The 19190-nt window shown below is 67.6% G+C and carries 21 protein-coding genes; all 21 read left to right on the top strand.

Annotation, left to right across the window (positions count from 1 at the left end; all coding sequences use genetic code 11):
* Positions 1–46 precede the first annotated feature (46 nt).
* The 21 genes from ABIC63_RS01755 (at position 47) to acpS (ending at position 19148) form a co-directional block, all read left to right on the top strand.
* Entirely contained in the window at positions 47–613 is a 567-nt protein-coding gene (locus ABIC63_RS01755) for a YceD family protein (RefSeq protein WP_354318444.1), read from the top strand.
* 275 nt (positions 614–888) lie between these two features.
* On the top strand, positions 889–1071 hold the full coding sequence (rpmF, locus tag ABIC63_RS01750; protein ID WP_017760020.1) for a 50S ribosomal protein L32: 183 nt from the start codon (positions 889–891) through the stop codon (positions 1069–1071).
* Positions 1072–1131: 60 nt separating this feature from the next.
* The gene (gene plsX, locus ABIC63_RS01745) at positions 1132–2223 is read left to right on the top strand and encodes a phosphate acyltransferase PlsX (RefSeq protein WP_354318443.1); all 1092 of its coding nucleotides are present in this window, start codon (positions 1132–1134) and stop codon (positions 2221–2223) included.
* Positions 2220–3197: a beta-ketoacyl-ACP synthase III gene (locus ABIC63_RS01740; RefSeq protein WP_294366876.1), complete on the top strand. Its 978-nt coding sequence runs from the start codon at positions 2220–2222 to the stop codon at positions 3195–3197. Before plsX ends, ABIC63_RS01740 begins: the two co-directional genes overlap by 4 nt.
* Positions 3198–3269: 72 nt before the next feature.
* Positions 3270–4217 (top strand): ACP S-malonyltransferase, encoded by a 948-nt coding sequence (gene fabD / locus ABIC63_RS01735; RefSeq protein WP_354318442.1) that lies wholly within the window; start codon positions 3270–3272, stop codon positions 4215–4217.
* A gap of 30 nt (positions 4218–4247) precedes the next feature.
* Positions 4248–4991, top strand: coding sequence for a 3-oxoacyl-ACP reductase FabG (gene fabG, locus ABIC63_RS01730; RefSeq protein WP_295531038.1), 744 nt, complete (start codon positions 4248–4250; stop codon positions 4989–4991).
* Between the two features lie 152 nt (positions 4992–5143).
* On the top strand, positions 5144–5383 hold the full coding sequence (acpP, locus tag ABIC63_RS01725) for an acyl carrier protein (RefSeq protein WP_017758944.1): 240 nt from the start codon (positions 5144–5146) through the stop codon (positions 5381–5383).
* Positions 5384–5564: 181 nt separating this feature from the next.
* A complete protein-coding gene (gene fabF / locus ABIC63_RS01720) occupies positions 5565–6809 on the top strand; it encodes a beta-ketoacyl-ACP synthase II (protein WP_114802592.1) in 1245 nt (414 codons plus the stop codon).
* A 50-nt stretch (positions 6810–6859) separates the two neighbouring features.
* A complete protein-coding gene (locus tag ABIC63_RS01715) occupies positions 6860–7321 on the top strand; it encodes a hypothetical protein (RefSeq protein WP_354318441.1) in 462 nt (153 codons plus the stop codon).
* Complete coding sequence (gene rpoE, locus ABIC63_RS01710; protein ID WP_294366888.1) at positions 7318–7956, top strand: RNA polymerase sigma factor RpoE; 639 nt, start codon at positions 7318–7320, stop codon at positions 7954–7956. Before ABIC63_RS01715 ends, rpoE begins: the two co-directional genes overlap by 4 nt.
* A gap of 12 nt (positions 7957–7968) precedes the next feature.
* Positions 7969–8595 carry a sigma-E factor negative regulatory protein gene (locus ABIC63_RS01705; protein ID WP_354318440.1) on the top strand — a complete coding sequence of 209 codons (627 nt, stop codon included), beginning with the start codon at positions 7969–7971 and terminating at the stop codon, positions 8593–8595.
* Positions 8596–8753: 158 nt separating this feature from the next.
* Positions 8754–9704, top strand: a complete 951-nt coding sequence (locus ABIC63_RS01700) for a MucB/RseB C-terminal domain-containing protein (RefSeq protein WP_354318439.1) — start codon at positions 8754–8756, stop codon at positions 9702–9704.
* Positions 9705–9833: 129 nt separating this feature from the next.
* The gene (locus tag ABIC63_RS01695) at positions 9834–11303 is read left to right on the top strand and encodes a DegQ family serine endoprotease (RefSeq protein WP_294366893.1); all 1470 of its coding nucleotides are present in this window, start codon (positions 9834–9836) and stop codon (positions 11301–11303) included.
* A gap of 558 nt (positions 11304–11861) precedes the next feature.
* Complete coding sequence (lepA, locus tag ABIC63_RS01690; protein ID WP_294366895.1) at positions 11862–13673, top strand: translation elongation factor 4; 1812 nt, start codon at positions 11862–11864, stop codon at positions 13671–13673.
* Between the two features lie 52 nt (positions 13674–13725).
* Positions 13726–14700, top strand: coding sequence for a signal peptidase I (gene lepB, locus ABIC63_RS01685; RefSeq protein WP_354318438.1), 975 nt, complete (start codon positions 13726–13728; stop codon positions 14698–14700).
* Between the two features lie 63 nt (positions 14701–14763).
* Positions 14764–15120: a DUF4845 domain-containing protein gene (locus ABIC63_RS01680; RefSeq protein ID WP_017758935.1), complete on the top strand. Its 357-nt coding sequence runs from the start codon at positions 14764–14766 to the stop codon at positions 15118–15120.
* Positions 15121–15175: 55 nt separating this feature from the next.
* Positions 15176–15862 (top strand): ribonuclease III, encoded by a 687-nt coding sequence (gene rnc, locus ABIC63_RS01675; protein WP_354318437.1) that lies wholly within the window; start codon positions 15176–15178, stop codon positions 15860–15862.
* Positions 15863–15942: 80 nt separating this feature from the next.
* Positions 15943–16929 (top strand): GTPase Era, encoded by a 987-nt coding sequence (era, locus tag ABIC63_RS01670; RefSeq protein WP_354318530.1) that lies wholly within the window; start codon positions 15943–15945, stop codon positions 16927–16929.
* Between the two features lie 221 nt (positions 16930–17150).
* A complete protein-coding gene (gene recO / locus ABIC63_RS01665) occupies positions 17151–17933 on the top strand; it encodes a DNA repair protein RecO (protein WP_354318436.1) in 783 nt (260 codons plus the stop codon).
* Between the two features lie 58 nt (positions 17934–17991).
* Positions 17992–18756: a pyridoxine 5'-phosphate synthase gene (locus ABIC63_RS01660; protein ID WP_354318435.1), complete on the top strand. Its 765-nt coding sequence runs from the start codon at positions 17992–17994 to the stop codon at positions 18754–18756.
* A complete protein-coding gene (gene acpS, locus ABIC63_RS01655; RefSeq protein WP_354318434.1) occupies positions 18753–19148 on the top strand; it encodes a holo-ACP synthase in 396 nt (131 codons plus the stop codon). Before ABIC63_RS01660 ends, acpS begins: the two co-directional genes overlap by 4 nt.
* Positions 19149–19190 lie beyond the last annotated feature (42 nt).

Here is a 19190-nt window from a genome sequence, read left to right as displayed (position 1 = left end):
CGGCCGCGATGCCGTGCGGCCAGGGGTGGGACGTAGACTGCGCCCCATGAAGACGGAATTCGATGCGGCCCGCCTGGACGTGAAGGCCTTTGCCCAGGCCGGTGCCACCCTGGTCGAAACCAGCCCGCTCGCGCCATGGGCGCGCCTGACCGAGGAGGCGGCGCAGGCCACCGGTGAGGCAGGACCTGTGGAAGTCGCCTGGAGCGCGCACGGTGAAATGCGCGGCAGCGCCGCCGGCCCTGGCGTGCCCTGGCTCCATGTCGAGGCTGAGGTGCAACTGCCGCTGGTATGCCAACGCTGCCTGGGCCCTGTGCAGACTGTGCTGTCGGTGGACCGGTGGTTCCGCTTCGTCGCCGACGAGGCCACTGCCGCGGCCGAGGACGAAGAAGCCGACGAGGACGTGCTGGCCCTGGCGGCCGACTTCGACCTGCGCGCACTGGTCGAGGACGAGTTGCTGATGGATATTCCCGTGGCGCCGCGCCACGAGGTCTGCCCCGAGCAGCCGCGCTTTTCGGCGGCGGACGAGGATTTCGACGCGGCCGGCAGCGACAAGCCCAACCCCTTCGCGGTGCTCGAAGGCCTGCGCAAGCCCAAGTCCGAATCGAACGATTGACGCCCGAGGCGGCTGGCTCTGGCGCTGACCCTGCCGGCTGGGTTATACTCATTGGCTTCGCGCGCATGCCGCAGGCCCTGTCAGACGATGCACGAATGCTTCGTGCATGTCCGGGCCGCCCCCGGTGCTCCGCTCTTTGGTCGGCATTGCTGACTGATTGTTGGCTGGGCACTCGCGGGTTGCAGCGCGGTTAGCCAGGCCGGTTCGACCGCTGGCGCCGCTGCCTCAGGGTCTCGCGCCTTTCCGCCACCCCAACAGATTCGCAGGAGCCAACCATGGCCGTTCAGCAAAACAAGAAGTCGCCTTCCAAGCGCGGCATGCACCGTTCGCACAACGCGCTGGGCGTGCCCGGCATTGCCGTCGAGCCCACCACGGGCGAGACGCATCTGCGTCACCACATCAGCCCCAACGGCTTCTACCGTGGCCGCAAGGTGCTGAAGACCAAGAACGAAGCCTGATTGCCCCTTCAAGGCCAAGGCCCGAGGCTACTGAACCCGTAGCGTCGGGCCTTTGTTTTGATGTCCAGCACCGATCTGCACGCTCCGGCTGCCACGGCGATCACCCTCGCGGTCGATTGCATGGGCGGCGACCATGGCCCCCGCGTCACGCTCGCGGCCTGCCGCCGTTTTCTCGACAACCATCCTGATGCCCACCTGGTGCTGGTCGGCGTCGAGTCGGCCGTGGCTGGCTTCAGCCACGAGCGGGCGCGGCATGTGGTCGCCACCGAAGTGGTGGGCATGGACGACCCTGTCGAGGTGGCGCTGCGCCGCAAGAAGGACTCGTCCATGCGCGTGGCCATCCAGCAGGTCAAGGACGGCGCCGCGCATGCGGCCGTCTCCGCCGGCAACACCGGTGCGCTGATGGCCATCGCCCGCTATGTGCTCAAGACGCTGGACGGCATCGACCGGCCGGCCATCGCCACCCAGTTGCCCAACATGAAGGGGGGCGCCACCACGGTGCTCGACCTGGGGGCGAACGTGGACTGCGATGCCGAGACGCTGCTGCAGTTCGCGGTGCTTGGCTCGGCGCTGGTGTCGTCGATGAGCGGCGACGATTCGCCCACGGTCGGCCTGCTCAATGTCGGCGAAGAGGTCATCAAGGGCAGCGAGGTCATCAAGCGCGCCAGCGTGCTGCTGCGCCAGGCGGCCGAGTCGCGCGACCTCAACTTCCACGGCAACGTCGAAGGCAACGACATCTTCAAGGGCACCACTGACATCGTGGTGTGCGATGGCTTCGTCGGCAACGTCGCGCTCAAGGCCACCGAGGGCGTGGCCTCGATGATCGTGGACTTCCTCAAGCAGGAGTACTCGCGCGGCCTGATGAGCAAGGTCGCGGCGCTGGTCTCCTACCCGGTGCTCAAGGCCCTCAAGAAGCGGCTGGACCACCGTCGCTACAACGGTGCAGCGCTGCTGGGCTTGCGCGGCTTGGTGTTCAAGAGCCACGGCTCGGCCGACGAGCTGGCCTTCGGGCATGCTCTGGATCGCGCTTATGATGCCGCCCGCAACAACCTGCTCGACCGCGTCCGCGCCCGCATCGCCCATGCCGCCCCACTGCTGGCGCGGCCTGAGGTGACGGCGCCCACCGACAACGCGGCACTCCAAGCTTCATGACGCTCTATTCCCGCATCACCGGCACCGGCAGCTATCTGCCGCCGCGCCGGGTCAGCAACGACGAACTGGCGCAGGAACTGGCTGGTCGCGGCATCGAGACCTCCAACGAATGGATCGTCGAGCGCACCGGCATCCATGCCCGCCATTTCGCGGCAGACGGTGTCAACAGCAGCGATCTGGCGCTGGAAGCCTGCCGCCATGCCCTGGAGGCCGCCGGCCGCAGCGCAGCCGAGGTGGACCTGATCATCGTGGCCACGTCCACGCCCGACATGGTGTTCCCCTCGTCGGCCGCCATCCTCCAGCACAAGCTCGGCATCGCCGGCTGCCCCGCCTTCGACGTGCAGGCCGTGTGCAGCGGCTTCGTCTATGCGCTGACGGTGGCCGATGCCATGGTGCGCACAGGCGCGGCCAAATGCGCGCTGGTCGTCGGCGCCGAAGTGTTCTCGCGCATCCTCGACTTCAACGACCGCACCACCTGCGTGCTGTTCGGCGATGGCGCCGGCGCCGTGGTGCTGGAGGCCAGCGACACCCCTGGCATCCTGGCCAGCGACCTGCATGCCGACGGCTCGCACGTGGGCATCCTGTGCGTGCCCGGCCATGTGTCGGGCGGCCAGGTGCTGGGCACGCCGCTGTTGCACATGGACGGCCAAGCTGTCTTCAAGCTGGCCGTGCGGGTGCTCGAAGAGGCCGCGCGTGCCACGCTGGCCAAGGCCGGCAAGACCGAGGCCGACATCGACTGGTTGATCCCGCATCAGGCCAACATCCGCATCATGCAGGGCACGGCCAAGAAGCTGAAGCTGGGCCTCGACAAGGTGGTCGTGACCGTGCATGAGCACGGCAACACCTCGGCCGCGTCGATCCCGCTGGCGCTGGATGCCGCGGTGCGTGGCGGGCAGGTGCGCACCGGAGACACGGTCATGCTCGAAGGCGTGGGCGGCGGCTTCACCTGGGGCGCCGTGCTGCTGAACCTGTAAGGCGCTTCCGTCACCGGGATCGCTGGGCGTCGCGTCCATCACAGGATGCGCGCCGATGGAGACTCAATCACCATGAAGAACTTCGCATTCGTCTTCCCGGGCCAGGGCTCGCAGTCCGTGGGCATGCTCGACGCCTGGGGCGACCATCCGGCCGTGCGCGAGACCCTCGCCGAGGCGTCCGAGGCGCTGGGCCAGGACGTGGGCCTGTTGATCAAGGAAGGCCCGAAGGAAATCCTGGCCCTCACCACCAACACCCAGCCGGTGATGCTGGTGGCCGGCATCGCCGCTTGGCGCGCCTGGCTGGCCGAAGGCGGCGCTCAACCGTCGGTGGTGGCCGGTCACTCGCTCGGCGAGTATTCCGCGCTGGTCGCTGCCGGCGTGCTGACGCTGGCGCAGGCGGCGCCGCTGGTCCGCTTCCGTGCCCAGGCGATGCAGGAGGCCGTGCCGGTCGGTACGGGCGCCATGGCCGCCGTCCTGGGGATGGCGGCCGAGCAGGTGAAGGCCGGCTGTGCTGAGGCCACGGCCGCCATGGGCGCCCCCGGTGAAGTGGTCGAAGCCGTCAATTTCAACGACCCGATGCAGACCGTGATCGCCGGCAGCAAGGCGGCCGTCGAGCGCGCCTGCGAACTGCTCAAGAGCCAGGGCGCCAAGCGCGCACTGCCGCTGCCGGTGTCGGCGCCCTTCCATTCCAGCCTGATGAAGCCGGCGGCCGAGGCCCTGGCGCGCCGCCTCGCGGAGGTCGAACTGAAGGCGCCGCAGATTCCCGTGCTCAACAACATCGACGTGGCCATCGAAACCGATCCGGCCCGCATCCGCGAGGCGCTGGTGCGCCAGGCGGCAGGTCCGGTGCGCTGGGTCGAGAGCGTGCAGGCGCTGCAGGCTCAGGGCGTCGAGGCCGTCGTCGAATGCGGTCCTGGCAAGGTGCTGTCGGGCATGGTCAAGCGCATTGCGCCCGGCCTGGCCAGCGGCTTCATCCAGGATCCGACCTCGCTGGGCGAAGCGCGGCAGTTGGTCGCCTGACGCCGTCTCTTCCTTTTTCTGGAAACACGCATGAACACTCCCGCGATCCAGGGCCAGGTGGCCCTCGTCACCGGCGCCACGCGCGGCATCGGCGCAGCCATCGCGCTGGAACTCGCCCAGCGCGGCTACAAGGTCATCGGCACGGGCACGAGCGCCGACGGCGCCGCCAAGATTGGCGCGGCGCTGTCGCCCCACGGCGGTGAAGGCCAGGTGCTGAATGTCACCGACGGCCCGGCCGTGGAGGCCATGATCGACGCCATCGTGAAGGCCCACGGTGGCCTGCATGTGCTCGTCAACAACGCCGGCATCACCCGCGACATGCTCGCCATGCGTCTGAAGGACGAGGACTGGGATGCCGTCATCGACACCAATCTGAAGGCGGTCTTCCGCCTGTCGCGCGCCGTCATCCGTCCGATGATGAAGCAGCGCTATGGCCGCATCATCAGCATCACCAGCGTGGTGGGCGCCTCCGGCAATCCGGGGCAGGCCAACTATGCCGCTGCCAAAGCGGGCGTGGCCGGCATGACCCGTGCCTTGGCGCGCGAGCTGGGCAGCCGTGCAATCACGGTGAACTGCGTGGCGCCTGGCTTCATCGAGACCGACATGACCGCCAGCCTGCCCGAGGCGCAGCAGCAGGCGCTGCTGTCGCAGATCCCGCTGGGCCACCTGGGCAAGCCAGCCGACGTGGCCCATGCCGTGGCCTATCTCGCATCGCCGCAAGCTGGCTATGTGACCGGGCAGGAACTGCACGTCAACGGCGGCATGTACATGTGAACGCCGCCAGCCGCCGCGCGCGTCCGTCGGACGAATCTGCGCAGGGGGCTGGACAGTGGCTTCTCCGAGCGGCCGTAGGCCCTTGCCGGAACTTCGCCCGGAGCGGCCCGGCTAAAATCCTTGATTCTTTACCACCCTCAGAGGGAACCTAAATGAGCGATATCGAAGCACGTGTCAAGAAAATCATCGCCGAGCAACTCGGCGTGGAAGAGTCGCAAGTGACCAACGAAAAGGCCTTCGTGGCCGACCTGGGCGCCGACTCGCTGGACACGGTCGAACTCGTGATGGCGCTGGAAGACGAATTCGGCATCGAGATCCCGGACGAAGACGCCGAGAAGATCACGACGGTGCAGAACGCCATCGACTACGCCGTCAAGAACCAGAAGGCCTGATCGGCCAAGCCCCAAGCCGTTTGCCCGCTGCGCTGCACGACCGGCGCTTTGCGAGGCTCCCTCCTCTCCCGTTTCGCGGGCCTTCGGCTTCACTTCCTCCCGGAACCGTCCTTTCAATGACGTTTCAGGCGCACGGCGCCCCAGGTCTGGGAGACCCACCATTGCAGAAAGGTTCGCCGGCATGACTCAACGCCGCGTCGTCGTCACCGGGCTCGGTTGCATCTCCCCCGTCGGAAACACTGTGGCCGAGAGCTGGGCCAATCTCGTGGCGGGCCAGTCGGGCATCAGCACCGTCACCAGCTTCGATGCCAGCAACCTGGCGTGCCGCTTCGCGGGCCAGGTCAAGGGTTTCGACATCACCCAATACATCTCCGAGAAGGAGGCGCGCCACATGGACCGCTTCATCCATCTCGGACTGGCCGCCTCGATCCAGGCGGTGCAGGACAGCGGTCTGCCCACCGGCGAGGCGCTGTCGCCCGAGCTGGCTGAGCGCATCGGCTGCAACATCGGCTCGGGCATCGGTGGCCTGCCGATGATCGAAGAGACGCATGCCGAGCTGACCAACCGCGGCCCGCGCCGCATCTCGCCCTTCTTCGTGCCGGCTTCGATCATCAACATGATCTCGGGCCACCTGTCGATCAAGTACGGCTTCACGGGCCCGAACATCGCGGTGGTCACAGCCTGTACCACCGGCCTGCATGCCATCGGCCTGTCGGCGCGCCTGATCCAGGCCGGCGACGCGGACGTGATGGTGGCCGGCGGTGCCGAGTCGACCGTCTCGCCCCTGGGCATCGGCGGCTTCGCGGCCGCACGTGCGCTCTCCACGCGCAACGACGATCCGGCCACGGCCTCCCGCCCGTGGGACAAGGACCGCGACGGCTTCGTGCTGGGCGAGGGCGCTGGGGTCGTGGTGCTCGAGGAATACGAGCATGCCAAGGCCCGTGGCGCCAAGATCTATGCCGAGCTCGTGGGCTTCGGCATGAGCGCCGACGCTTACCACATGACTGCGCCCAGCGTGGACGGTCCGCGCCGCAGCATGCAGGCCGCCCTGCGCAACGCCGGCATCAACGCCGACCAGGTCGATTACCTGAATGCGCATGGCACGTCCACGCCGCTGGGCGACCTGAACGAAACCAACGCCATCAAGCTGGCCTTCGGCGACCACGCCCGGAACATGGTGGTGAACTCCACCAAGTCCATGACGGGCCATCTGCTGGGCGGCGCCGGGGGCATCGAGTCGGTGTTCACGGTGCTGGCGGTGCACGAGCAGAAGAGCCCACCGACCATCAACATCTTCAACCAGGATCCGGAATGCGACCTGGACTACTGCGCCAATACGGCGCGGGACATGAAGATCGACGTGGCCGTGAAGAACAACTTCGGCTTCGGCGGCACCAACGGCACGCTGGTGTTCAAGCGGGTCTGACGCGTTCCCTTGGCGTTTATCCCGTCGCTTTTCGCCCCTCTGAATTTCCCATGCACCACGCCCCGGCGGTGAGTTTTCCGGTCGGGGCCTCCCGCCGCGCGGCAGCCCTGCATGGGGCCGTCGCGGGCATCGGAGGCCTCTGCGCCTTGGGTTGGGGCTTCCATTTCGCCGCCTTCGATGCGGCGACTGTCGCGATGATCCTGGCTGCAGTGGCGGGCGTGGTACTGGCGTGGGATGCGCGCCGGACCGCTGGCCGGGGCGTGTTGCATTGGACCGGTGGCGAATGGTCGATGACCGACCTTCGCGGCCTGAACCCGCAGGCGGGCGGCGCGCTGGCCGTGCTCATGGACCTCGGCACGCTGATGCTGGTGCGGTGCGTGATGACCGACGGCCGCACCCACTGGATGTGGCTGGACCGGGACGCCGATCCCCTGCGGTGGCGGGCCCTGCGCCGGGCTGCTTTCGATGGTGTGCCCGCCGAAGGGCGCCGTTCCCAGGGGGCGTCGGCATGACGAGCGCTCCGCCGCCGCCACCGCCTGCCAATCCGGGCGAAGCCGATCTTCTGCTGGTCCAGCGCACCCTGGCCGGCGACGCCAAGGCCTTCGAACTCCTGGTGATCAAGTACCAGCGAAGGATCGAGCGCCTCATCGGCCGGATGGTGCGCGATGTGGACCTGATCGAAGACATCGCGCAGGAAACCTTCATCCGGGCCTATCGTGCGCTGCACCAGTTCCGTGGCGACGCGCAGTTCTACACCTGGCTGTACCGGATTGCGGTGAACACCGCCAAGAAGGCGCTGGTGGACATGAAACGCGACCCGACGGTGTCCGAAGCGGCGCTGCGCAGCAGTGACGACGACGATGAAACTTACCGCGGCGGAAACGAACCAATCAGCGACGAAACCCCTGAATCCGTGCTCGCGGCCAATGAAGTGGCTGCGGCGGTGAATGCCGCCATGGAGGCGCTGCCGGCCGAATTGCGCCAGGCCGTGACCTTGCGTGAGATCGAGGGGTTGAGCTACGAGGAAATCGCCGAAGCGATGAATTGCCCGATCGGTACCGTCCGTTCGCGCATCTTCCGGGCCCGCGAGGCGATTTCTGCGCGAGTGAAACCCCTGCTGGAGAACCAGTCGGGCAAACGTTGGTGATCAGGTGAACCCATGAACGAGCTTAGGACCCAGACCCTCGAACGGGTATCGGCGCTGATGGACGGCGAGATGCCGGCGGACGAAATGGCGCAGGCCGTGCAACAGGTGGCCGGCGACGACGCACTGCGTGACTCCTGGCAGATGTACCACCTCGTGGGCGAGGCGCTGCGCACCGGACGGCACACCGCCTGCACCGACAGCGATGCCTTCCTCGACAAGCTGCGTCAGCGCATGGCCCAGGAGCCGCCGGTGCTGCGGCCCATCGAAGTGGTGCAACCCCCGCTCGAATGGAGCCGTCGCGCGGAGGCGGCCAACGAACCAGTGTTCCGGTGGCGCATCGTGGCCGGTGTGGCCTCGGTGGCCGTGGCGGCGGCGGTCGGCTGGAGCTTCGTGTCGGGTGGCGGCACCTCCGGCGGCGCCCAGATGGCGAGGCAGGATGTCGGCGCGCCGACGCTGGCGTCCGTCAGTCCGGCGCCCGCGCAGCAGCAGAGCCTCGTCCAGGTGGGCAACCGCCCCGAGGTGATGCTGCGCGACCCGCGGCTCGACGAGTTGCTCGAAGCCCACCAGGAGGCCGGCGGCGCCTCCCAGATGCCCTCGGGCTTCCTGCGCAACGCCACCTTCGAAGCCCCTTCCCGCTGACCGACCGGATCGCCATTCCACTGCCGATGCCCGTTTCTCCCGCCTCGCGCCGCCGACTGGTCGCGACCGTTCCCGCTGCCTTGCTGGTATTGGCTGCTGCGCCAGCAGGCGTGCAGGCGGCGCCGCCTCCGGGCAGTGCCTCGCCTTCGACGACCACCTTGACGCCTGTCCAGGCGCCGACCGGCTCAGGTGCGATCGACTGGCTGCGCCGCATGCACGAGGCGGCGCGCACCACCGAATACGTGGGCACCTTCGTGGTCTCGACCGGCGCCGGCGCGTTGTCGAGTGCGCGCATCTGGCACGCCTGCGACGGCCCGGTGTGCATCGAGCGTGTGGAGACGCTGTCGGGGCCTCAGCGGTCCACCTTCCGCCGCAACGAGCTGGTGCGTACCTTCCTGCCGGACCAGCGGCTGGTCAAGACCGAGCAGCGCGAGAACCTCGACGTCTTCCCCAATCTCCTGGGGGCGACCGAGGGCTCCATTACCGAGTTCTACGACGCCCGTCCGCTCGGGCGGGGCCGCGTGGCCGGCATCGAGGCCGACGTGGTCCAGATCGTCGCCCGCGACGCGATGCGCTTCGGCTACCGCGTGTGGTGCGAGCGACGCTCGGGCCTGGTGCTGAAGCTGCAGACCCTCGATGCGCGCGGCGCCGTGGTGGAGCAGTCGGCCTTCTCCGAACTCCAGTTCGAGGAGCCCATGCCCGTTCCGGCGCTGGCCGAGATGATGGACAACACCCAGGGCTGGAAGACCGAGCGCTCCAGGCTCGAGTCCGTCAATGTCGACGCCGAGGGCTGGACGCTGTCGCAGCCCGTCCCCGGTTTCAAGCCGGTCAGCAGCTACCTGCGTCCCATCGGCGAGCCGCGCTTCTTCTTTGGGCCGCGCAAGCGCATCCTGCAGTGGACCTTCTCCGACGGGCTGGCCACGGTGTCGCTGTTCCTGGAGCCCTACGGCGACCAGCCGCGCCAGGAGGGGGCCCAGGCCCAGGGCGCCACCTACACCCTCTCGCGCAAGCTCCCCGACGCTGCGGGCGACTGGTGGCTCACTGCCGTGGGCGAGGTGCCGATGCGCACCCTGGACGCCTTCGCCCGCGCGCTCGCGCGCACCCGCTGAACCTTTCGCCGCCTGGGCCTTCTCAAGGGCATCTCCCGAGAGGGGCGGCCCAGCGGCTATCGTGGTGCCCGCTCCTTTGCTCTCCCTGTTGTTGAAAGAAGTCCGAGGATGACGAACAGAGACCGTTTCATGTCTTCTTCCGCCCTGGTCCGCCGCGTTCCGGCGCTGGCCTTCGCCGCCCTGTCCGGATTGACGCTGCTGGTGCCGATGCAGCCGGCCGTGGCCCAGGCGGCTCAGGCGACCCGCACACTGCCCGACTTCACCGACCTGGTCGATCAGGTCGGCCCGTCGGTGGTCAACATCCGCACGGTGGAGCGGGTCACGCGCCGCGGTTCGGGGGAGATGGACGAGGAGATGCAGGAATTCTTCCGCCGTTTCTTCGGCCAGCCGCTGCCTAACGTCCCGCGGCAGAACCGGCCCCAGCAGCAACCGCAAGAGGAAGAGCGGCCCCGTGGCGTCGGCTCAGGCTTCATCCTCACCGCGGACGGCTATGTGATGACCAACGCCCACGTCGTCGAGGACGCATCGGAGGTGATCGTCACGCTCACCGACAAGCGTGAGTTCAAGGCCCGCATCGTCGGCGCCGACAAGCGAACCGATGTGGCCGTGGTCAAGATCGACGCCACCGGCCTGCCGGCGGTGAAGGTGGGCGACATCTCCCGCCTGCGCGTGGGCGAATGGGTGATGGCCATCGGCTCTCCCTTCGGTCTGGAGAACACCGTGACGGCGGGCATCGTGAGCGCCAAGCAGCGCGACACGGGCGAATACCTGCCCTTCATCCAGACCGACGTGGCCATCAACCCGGGCAACTCGGGCGGGCCGTTGATCAACATGCGCGGCGAGGTCGTGGGCATCAACAGCCAGATCTATTCGCGGTCGGGCGGCTTCATGGGCATTTCCTTCTCGATCCCGATCGATGAGGCCATCCGTGTCAGCGACCAGTTGCGTGCGACGGGCCGCGTGTCCCGCGGGCGCATCGGCGTGCAGATCGACCAGGTCAGCAAGGATGTGGCGGAATCCATCGGCCTGCCGAAGGCGCAGGGCGCGTTGGTTCGCGGTGTCGAAAGCGGCTCCCCGGGCGACAAGGCTGGCATCGAGCCCGGCGACGTCATCCTGAAGTACGACGGCCGCGACATCGAGCGGCCGAGCGACCTGCCGCGCATGGTCGGCAACACCAAGCCAGGGACCAAGACCACGGTGACCGTGTTCCGCCGGGGCGGGACGCGTGACCTCTCGATCACGGTGGCCGAGCTGGAGGCCGACCAGCCGACGCGCCGGCCGGCCGCCGGCAAGGAAGAGCCCAAGCCTTCCGTTTCGGCGGCCGCGAAGTCGTTGGGGCTGGCGTTGGCCGAGCTCACCGAGGCCCAGCGGCGCGATCTCAAGCTGCGCGGCGGTGTCCGGGTCGAATCCGCCACCGACGCGGCGGCCCGCGCCGGCCTGCGCGAGGGCGACATCATCCTGTCGGTGGGCAATGTGGAAGTGGCCAGCCTCAAGGAATTCGACGCCGCACTGGCCAAGATGGACCGGAACAAGGCCGTCAGCGTGCTTTTCCGGCGTGGGGATTGGGCCCAGTACGCGTTGATCCGCCCCACCCGCTGAGCGCTGCGGACGGTGTCGGGGCCCGTCAGGAGTGCGGCGGGCGGATTCTGAGTGGCCCCATCCATGACTTGGTTTTTGAGGCCATTCGGGCTTAGTGGGGCGGCCTTGACGGCGCCTCTCGGATAAAAATTTGCGAACGACCGGTGGAGGTTGATAGGACGCATCGCCTCGGCGGGATCTCAGGCGCTAACAACCATTTCGGTAGAATGAGGCCGCCTCAGTGCGGTTTTGCTTCATAAGCACCCATCGCTTGTTCACGATGCGGGATTCAAGGTCGCGATGCACCGTCGGTCCACAGATCGCCCACAAGTTGTCCAGAAAACAACCCACACAGCCTGTGAATAAGGTGTTGATAAATTCCTGTTGCTGACCTGCAACGAGGCTTCCCCGGCGTCCGCCGGCCTGTACGCGCCCCCCGTTTTGCCTACAATGAAGTTCCAACTACTGCAGTTGCCATTGCTTGTTGGTTCAGGGCGCGTCTGCCGAGGACGCGCCCTTTTTTCTTGTGCGCTTCGCCCTGCTGCACCAGCAAATTCAAAGACTTAAGTCTTCTCGTTGATGAACCACATCAGAAACTTCTCGATCATTGCGCACATCGATCACGGCAAGTCCACGCTGGCGGACCGCCTGATCCAGCGTTGCGGCGGCCTGGCCGAGCGCGAGATGGAAGCGCAGGTGCTCGACTCCATGGACATCGAGAAGGAGCGTGGGATAACCATCAAGGCGCAGACCGCTGCGCTGCACTACAAGGCCAAGGACGGGCAGGTCTACAACCTCAACCTCATCGACACGCCGGGCCACGTCGACTTCTCGTATGAGGTCTCGCGTTCGCTGTCCGCCTGCGAAGGCGCGCTGCTCGTGGTCGATGCTTCGCAAGGTGTGGAAGCGCAGACGGTGGCCAACTGCTACACGGCGCTGGACCTCGGTGTCGAAGTGCTGCCGGTGCTCAACAAGATGGATCTGCCCCAGGCCGATCCGGACCGCGCGAAGGAAGAGATCGAGGATGTGATCGGCATCGATGCCGGTGACGCCATCCCCTGCTCGGCAAAGACCGGCATGGGCGTGGACGAGATCCTGGAGGCTGTCGTTGCCAAGATCCCTGCGCCGCGCGGCAATCCGGATGGCGCGCTGCGCGCCATGATCATCGACAGCTGGTTCGACGCCTACGTGGGCGTGGTCATGCTGGTGCGCGTGGTCGATGGCCGGCTGGCCAAGGGAGAGCGCATCAAGCTGATGGCCACCGGCGCGACCTACAACGCCGACAACCTCGGTGTGTTCACGCCGGCCAACGAGCCGCGCAACAGCCTGGAGGCGGGCGAGGTGGGCTACATCATCGCCGGCATCAAGGAGCTGCAGGCCGCCAAGGTGGGCGACACGGTCACGCTGATCAAGCAGGGCTCGGGTGGCGCGGCGTTCACGGCCACCGAGCCGCTGCCGGGCTTCAAGGAGATCCAGCCGCAGGTCTTCGCGGGCCTGTACCCGACCGAGGCCAGCGAATACGACCAGCTGCGCGACGCGCTGGAGAAGCTCAAGCTCAACGACGCCTCGCTGCATTTCGAGCCGGAGGTGTCGCAGGCGCTGGGCTTCGGCTTCCGCTGCGGCTTCCTGGGCCTGCTGCACATGGAGATCGTGCAGGAGCGCCTGGAGCGCGAGTTCGACCAGGACCTGATCACCACCGCGCCCAGCGTGGTGTACGAGGTGCTCAAGAGCGACGGCGAGGTCATCATGGTGGAGAACCCGTCCAAGATGCCCGACATCGGTCGCATGGCCGAGATCCGGGAGCCCATCGTGACGGTGCACCTGTACATGCCGCAGGAATACGTGGGCCCGGTGATGACGCTGGCCAACCAGAAGCGCGGCGTGCAGATCAACATGGCCTACCACGGCCGCCAGGTCATGCTCACCTACGAGATGCCGCTGGGCGAGATCGTGCTGGACTTCTTCGACAAGCTGAAGTCGGTGAGCCGCGGCTATGCCTCCATGGACTACGAGTTCAAGGAGTACCGCGCCTCGGACGTGGTCAAGGTCGACATCCTGCTCAACGGCGACAAGGTGGACGCGCTGTCCATCATCGTGCACCGCAGCCAGTCGCAGTACCGCGGTCGCGCCGTGGTGGCCAAGATGCGCGAGATCATCAGCCGCCAGATGTTCGACGTGGCGATCCAGGCGGCCATCGGCGCCAACATCATCGCCCGCGAGACCGTCAAGGCGATGCGCAAGAACGTGCTGGCAAAATGTTACGGCGGCGACATCACGCGCAAGCGCAAGCTGCTCGAGAAGCAGAAGGCCGGCAAGAAGCGCATGAAGCAGATCGGCTCGGTCGAGGTGCCGCAGGAAGCCTTCCTCGCCATCCTGCAGGTCGAGGACTGAGCGGACCCGCCGGTCCGCCGCCACTCAGCTTCCCTCAGAACAATTCCAAGCGATGCCCATCCTCACCTCCCTGATCCTTGCCGCGTTCGCCGGCTACATCGGCGCCTGGTACGTCGGCGCGGTGGAGGGCAACTTCGCCCTGCTGCTGTTCCTGGCCACCGTCGTCACCGGCCTGTACTGGCTGGCCGAGCGGCTGGTCTTCCTGCCGCGCCGCCGCAAGGCGGCGCAGGCCTTCGAGGCCACGCAGGCCCAGCGCCGTGAGGAACTCGCACGCCAGGGCATCGACCGGCTCGATACCGACGACGGCGGCAAGACCCGTGAGCGGCTGCTGGCCCAGCCCTGGTGGCTGGACTGGACGGCCGGGCTGTTCCCGGTGATCCTGGTCGTCTTCCTGCTGCGTTCCTTCGTGGCCGAGCCGTTCAAGATCCCGTCCGGCTCGATGATGCCGACGCTGCTGACCGGCGACCTCATCCTGGTCAACAAGTTCACCTACGGTCTGCGCCTGCCGGTGCTGGGCACCAAGATCACCGAGGGCACGCCGCTGGCCCGCGGCGACGTGGTCGTGTTCCGCTATCCGCCACAGCCGTCGATGGACTACATCAAGCGCGTCGTCGGCGTGCCGGGCGACGAGGTGTCCTACCAGAACAAGCGGCTGACCATCAACGGTCAGCCCGTGAGCAAGGACCCGCTGCCCGACTACTTCGACGAAGACACGATGCGCTATTCGAAGCAGTACTCCGAGAAGCTGGGCGCGGTCGACCACCGCATCCTCAACGACGAGACCCGTCGCGCAGGCCTCTCGGATGCCGAGATCATGGCCTTCCCCAATCGTGAAAATTGTCGTTACAGTGTTGAAGGGTTTGTTTGCAAGGTGCCGACCGGTCAGTACTTCATGATGGGCGACAACCGCGACAACTCCCTCGATTCGCGTTACTGGGGTTTCGTGCCGGACCAGAACGTCGTGGGCCGTGCCTTCTTCGTCTGGATGAACTTCGGCAACCTCAAGCGGATCGGGCCATTCCACTGATCAGGCGCCGCAGCGTGGCGGCGGGCAACGAGGGCGGGTCATCCCGGCGAAGGAGTGAAGTTCATGAGGGCAGGCGAAGGCAGAACCCGTCAGCGGGGCATTTCGTTCATCGGGCTGTTGTTCGTCGTGGTCGTGCTGGGCTGTGTCGGCGTGGTCGCCGCACAACTGGTGCCCACCTTGATCGAGTACCAGGCCATCATGAAGGCGGCGGAGCGGGCCAAGGCCGGCACCACCGTGCCCGAGGTCCGCTCGCTGTTCGACCGGGGCCAGGCCATCGACGACTTCACCGCCATCTCGGGCAAGGACCTGGAGGTGCAGAAGGTGGGCGACAAGGTGGTGGTCTCCTTTGCCTACGAGAAGCAGATCCATCTGGTCGGACCGGCCTGGCTGCTGATGAAATACTCCGGCCGCACCGACTGAGAGCCGCCTCGGCTTCCAGCAGGCTGCGGCACCACCACAACAGGGAAGTCTTCACGTGAATCCGAGCAGCCTGGCGGCGCTCCAGGCGCGCCTGGGGCATGCCTTCTCCGACGAGCGCCTGCTGCAGCGGGCCCTCACGCACCGCAGCTATTCGGCCGAGCACAACGAGCGCCTGGAATTCCTGGGCGATTCGGTGCTCGGCTTGGCCATCTCGCATCTGCTCTACACCCGGTTGGCCCGTCAGGCGGAGGGCGACCTGTCGCGCGTGCGCGCCAACCTCGTGAAGCAGGACACGCTCCACGGTATCGCGCAGCGACTGGAACTGCCCGGCCTGCTGCGGCTCGGCGAGGGCGAGGCACGTTCGGGCGGTGCGGCCCGCCCCTCGATCCTGGCAGATGCGGTCGAGGCACTGATCGGCGCTGTGTATCTGGACGCCGGCTTCGGCCCGGCGCAGGCGCTGGTCCAGCGACTCTATGCCGGGATCGAGATCGATCCGCAGATGAGCGCCGCGTCCAAGGACCCGAAGACCGAGCTGCAGGAATGGCTGCAGGGCCACAAAATGAAACTGCCGACCTACCGCGTCGTCGGTACCCTGGGTGCCGCGCACAAGCAGACCTTCGAGGTCGAGTGCGAGGTGCCGGAACTGAGCCTGGTCGAGCGTGGCAGCGGCGGCTCGCGACGGGCTGGCGAGCAGGCGGCGGCCGCCACCATGCTGCAGCGCCTGAAGACCCGCGGCCGCTGAATCTCCCTCTTGCTGTCATGAACGAGCACAACGACCTTCCCGACGTCCCTTCCGCGCCCGACCACGATCCGGTGCCCGACATGCCCCCCATGCCGCCGCTGCCCGCGGGCGGTCAGGCCGAGCCCATCCCGGGCCAGCGCTGCGGCCTGGTGGCCATCGTCGGCAAGCCCAACGTGGGCAAGTCCACGCTGATGAACGCGCTGGTGGGCCAGAAGATCAGCATCACCTCGCGCAAGGCCCAGACCACGCGCCACCGCATCACCGGCATCCGCACCGTGGCCGACGCCGAGGGCCCCGGTGGCACGCAGTTCGTGTTCGTCGACACGCCCGGCTTCCAGACCCGGCATGCCAATGCGCTCAACCGCTCGCTCAACAAGACGGTGCTGGGCGCGGTGGCCGACGTGGACCTGATCCTCTTCGTGGTCGAGGCCGGCCGCTTCACGTCGGCGGATGCCAAGGTGCTGGGCCTGCTCGACCGCAACATCCCCGTGCTGCTCATTGCCAACAAGCTCGACACCGTGCTGCGACGCGCCGACCTGGCGCCCTGGCTGCAGCAGATGCAGCGCGAGCACGGCGGCGAGGCGCAGGACCGCTTCGCCGAGTTTGTGCCCATGTCGGCCAAGAACGCGAAGGACATCGAGCGCCTGTTTGCCATCTGCGCCAAGTACCTGCCCGAGCAGAACTGGTGGTATGACGCCGAGGAGCTGACCGACCGCAGCGAGAAGTTCCTGGCCGGCGAGACGGTGCGCGAGAAGCTGTTCCGCCTGACCGGCGACGAACTGCCCTACACCTCCACGGTGGTGGTCGACAAGTTCGAGGAAGAGCCGCCGCAGAAGAAGGGCCACAAGCGCCTGGTCAAGATCGCCGCCACCATCGTGGTCGAGCGCGACGGCCACAAGGCCATGGTGATCGGCGACAAGGGCGAGCGCATCAAGCGCATCGGCATGGAGACGCGCCAGGAGCTGGAGAAGCTGATGGACGCCAAGGTGTTCATCGAGCTGTGGGTCAAGGTGCGCTCCGGCTGGGCCGACGACGAAGCCCGTGTCAAGAGCTTCGGCTACGAGTAATGCTCCCCCCCGTTGCTTGCTCACTTCGTGTAGCCGCCTCCCCCCTCAAGGGGGCCGAGCCCGTACAGCCGAGATCCTGTGAATCTCGGCTGACTGGCGAGGGGTCGCGCCGGAGGGGCGGCGCGGTCTGCAAGACCTCGCTGGCGGCCCGGCTAAGCCGGTTCCGCGGGCGCTCACGCATGGCCTGCTGCGCGGCCATTCGACCGGGGCTGGGGAACTGAGTGGCCGGGGCGGCGCGCCGGGTCGCGCATGAACCCGCCTTCGTGCTGCACCGCTACGACTGGAGCGAGTCCAGCCTGATCCTGGAGGTGTTCACCCGCCACCACGGGCGCATCGCGCTGGTGGCCAAGGGGGCGAAGCGGCCGAGTTCGAACTTCCGGCCGGTGCTGCTGCCGTTACAGCCGCTGCAACTGGCCTTCGGCGGCGATGCCGAGGTGCGCACCCTCAAGTCCGCCGAATGGATGGGCGGCCACGTCATGCCGACCGGCGACGCGCTGATGTCGGGCTACTACCTCAACGAGCTGCTGCTGCGCCTGCTGGCGCGCGAGGATGCGCACCCGACGCTGTTCGACGCCTATGCGGCCGTCGTGCAGGTGCTGGGCACGCCGCACGATCCGGCCTCGCAGCAGGCGGTGCAGGCCTCGGCCCTGCGGGCCTTCGAGCTGCTGCTGCTTCGCGAGATCGGTTTCCTGCCCGACCTGGACGCGCAGACCTCGACGCTGGCGCCGCTCGCCCCGGGCGGCCGCTATCTGTTGCTGCCCGAAACCGGCCTGCGCGAGGCCGGCGAGGACGAGCCCGCGTCCATCGGTGCCGAAGGCTGGCAGTCGCTGCAGCGCGCACTCGCCGACCATGCCCCCTTCACCCGCACGCTGCGCACCGTGGCCGAGCTGTCGCCCGGCGCCAGTGGCGCGCTGCGCAGCCAGCTGCGCCAGCTGCTCCACTACCATTGCGGCGTCGCCCAGCTGCGCACCCGGCAGATGATGCGCGACCTGCAGGATCTGTGAGGCGCGTCCGACCACCGGTCGCAACGTTCGCCATCCAGGCCAAGCCGAAGGTCCATCCGTGAACACCGCCACTTCCTCCCGCACGGCACTGTCCGTCAACGTCAACAAGGTCGCGCTGCTGCGCAACACCCGCCACCTTGGCATTCCGAGCGTCACCCGTGCGGCCACGCTGTGCCTGCAGGCCGGGGCGCACGGCCTCACCGTGCATCCGCGGCCCGATGCCCGCCACATCCGCGCCGACGACGTGCACGAACTGCACGCGCTGCTGAAACAGGAGTGGCCGGGCGTCGAGTTCAACATCGAAGGCAACCCCTTCCACAACCTGATGGACTTCGTTCGCGAACTGCGCCCGCATCAGGCCACGTTCGTGCCGGACAGCGAAGACCAGTTCACCAGCGACCATGGCTGGACCTTCCCGCAGGACGCCGAGCGCCTGCGCCCGCTGATCGCCGAGGCGAAGGCCCTCGGCGTGCGCGTGAGCCTGTTCATGGATCCTGTGCCCGAGATGATGGCCGCGGCCCGCGCCGTGGGAGCCGACCGTGTCGAGCTCTACACCGAAGGCTATGCGGCCTCCCGCGGCCGGTCCGACGCCGATGCCGTGCTGGCCCGCTACGCCGCCGCTGCCCGGGCCGCGCAGGCGGTCGGCCTCGAAGTGAACGCCGGTCATGACCTGAGCCAGGACAACCTCACGGACTTCCTGCGCGCCGTGCCGCAGGTCAAGGAGGTGTCCATCGGACATGCCTTCGTCGCCGACGCGCTCGAAGCCGGTTACGACGCCACCACGCGCGCCTACCTGCGCTGCATCGACGCGGCTGCCTCGTGATCCACGGCATCGGCACCGACCTCTGCGACATCCGCCGCATCGAGGCCACGGTCGGCCGCCAGGGCGACCGTTTTGCCGAGCGTGTGCTGGGCGATGCCGAACTCGCGATCTGGCGCCAGCGCAGCAGCCGCTGGCCGGCGCGCGGCATGCGCTACCTCGCCACCCGCTTCTCGGCCAAGGAAGCGTTCAGCAAGGCCATCGGCCTGGGCATGCGCATGCCCATGAGCTGGCGGCTGTGCGAGGTCCTCAACGACCGCAGCGGCAAGCCGTACATCGCGCTGCACGACCCGCTCAAGAGCTGGTTCGAGGCCCAGGGCCTGAGCGCGCATGTGACCGTCACCGACGAGGCCGACTACGCGGCCAGCTTCGTGGTGGTCGAGAAGCGCCCCTGACGCATGCGCTGGTGGATGCCCTGATCGGCTCCGTCTGGCGGC

Source organism: Pseudacidovorax sp. 1753 (assembly GCF_040544975.1).
Taxonomy (GTDB): Bacteria; Pseudomonadota; Gammaproteobacteria; order Burkholderiales; family Burkholderiaceae_C; genus Xenophilus.
Note: the sequence above shows the minus strand (reverse complement) of the source record. Positions and strands in the feature narration are given on the sequence as shown.

What these genes read in the sequence shown, in the direction of transcription:
- fabF (WP_114802592.1), top strand. Translation starts at nt 5,565, where the DNA reads ATGACTCAACGCCGCGTCGTCGTCACCGGGCTCGGTTGCATCTCCCCC.
- plsX (WP_354318443.1), top strand. Translation starts at nt 1,132, where the DNA reads ATGTCCAGCACCGATCTGCACGCTCCGGCTGCCACGGCGATCACCCTC.
- ABIC63_RS01695 (WP_294366893.1), top strand. Translation starts at nt 9,834, where the DNA reads ATGTCTTCTTCCGCCCTGGTCCGCCGCGTTCCGGCGCTGGCCTTCGCC.
- ABIC63_RS01715 (WP_354318441.1), top strand. Translation starts at nt 6,860, where the DNA reads ATGCACCACGCCCCGGCGGTGAGTTTTCCGGTCGGGGCCTCCCGCCGC.
- rpoE (WP_294366888.1), top strand. Translation starts at nt 7,318, where the DNA reads ATGACGAGCGCTCCGCCGCCGCCACCGCCTGCCAATCCGGGCGAAGCC.
- lepA (WP_294366895.1), top strand. Translation starts at nt 11,862, where the DNA reads ATGAACCACATCAGAAACTTCTCGATCATTGCGCACATCGATCACGGC.
- acpP (WP_017758944.1), top strand. Translation starts at nt 5,144, where the DNA reads ATGAGCGATATCGAAGCACGTGTCAAGAAAATCATCGCCGAGCAACTC.
- fabD (WP_354318442.1), top strand. Translation starts at nt 3,270, where the DNA reads ATGAAGAACTTCGCATTCGTCTTCCCGGGCCAGGGCTCGCAGTCCGTG.
- rpmF (WP_017760020.1), top strand. Translation starts at nt 889, where the DNA reads ATGGCCGTTCAGCAAAACAAGAAGTCGCCTTCCAAGCGCGGCATGCAC.
- era (WP_354318530.1), top strand. Translation starts at nt 15,943, where the DNA reads ATGCCCCCCATGCCGCCGCTGCCCGCGGGCGGTCAGGCCGAGCCCATC.
- ABIC63_RS01755 (WP_354318444.1), top strand. Translation starts at nt 47, where the DNA reads ATGAAGACGGAATTCGATGCGGCCCGCCTGGACGTGAAGGCCTTTGCC.
- ABIC63_RS01740 (WP_294366876.1), top strand. Translation starts at nt 2,220, where the DNA reads ATGACGCTCTATTCCCGCATCACCGGCACCGGCAGCTATCTGCCGCCG.
- fabG (WP_295531038.1), top strand. Translation starts at nt 4,248, where the DNA reads ATGAACACTCCCGCGATCCAGGGCCAGGTGGCCCTCGTCACCGGCGCC.
- ABIC63_RS01680 (WP_017758935.1), top strand. Translation starts at nt 14,764, where the DNA reads ATGAGGGCAGGCGAAGGCAGAACCCGTCAGCGGGGCATTTCGTTCATC.
- ABIC63_RS01705 (WP_354318440.1), top strand. Translation starts at nt 7,969, where the DNA reads ATGAACGAGCTTAGGACCCAGACCCTCGAACGGGTATCGGCGCTGATG.
- lepB (WP_354318438.1), top strand. Translation starts at nt 13,726, where the DNA reads ATGCCCATCCTCACCTCCCTGATCCTTGCCGCGTTCGCCGGCTACATC.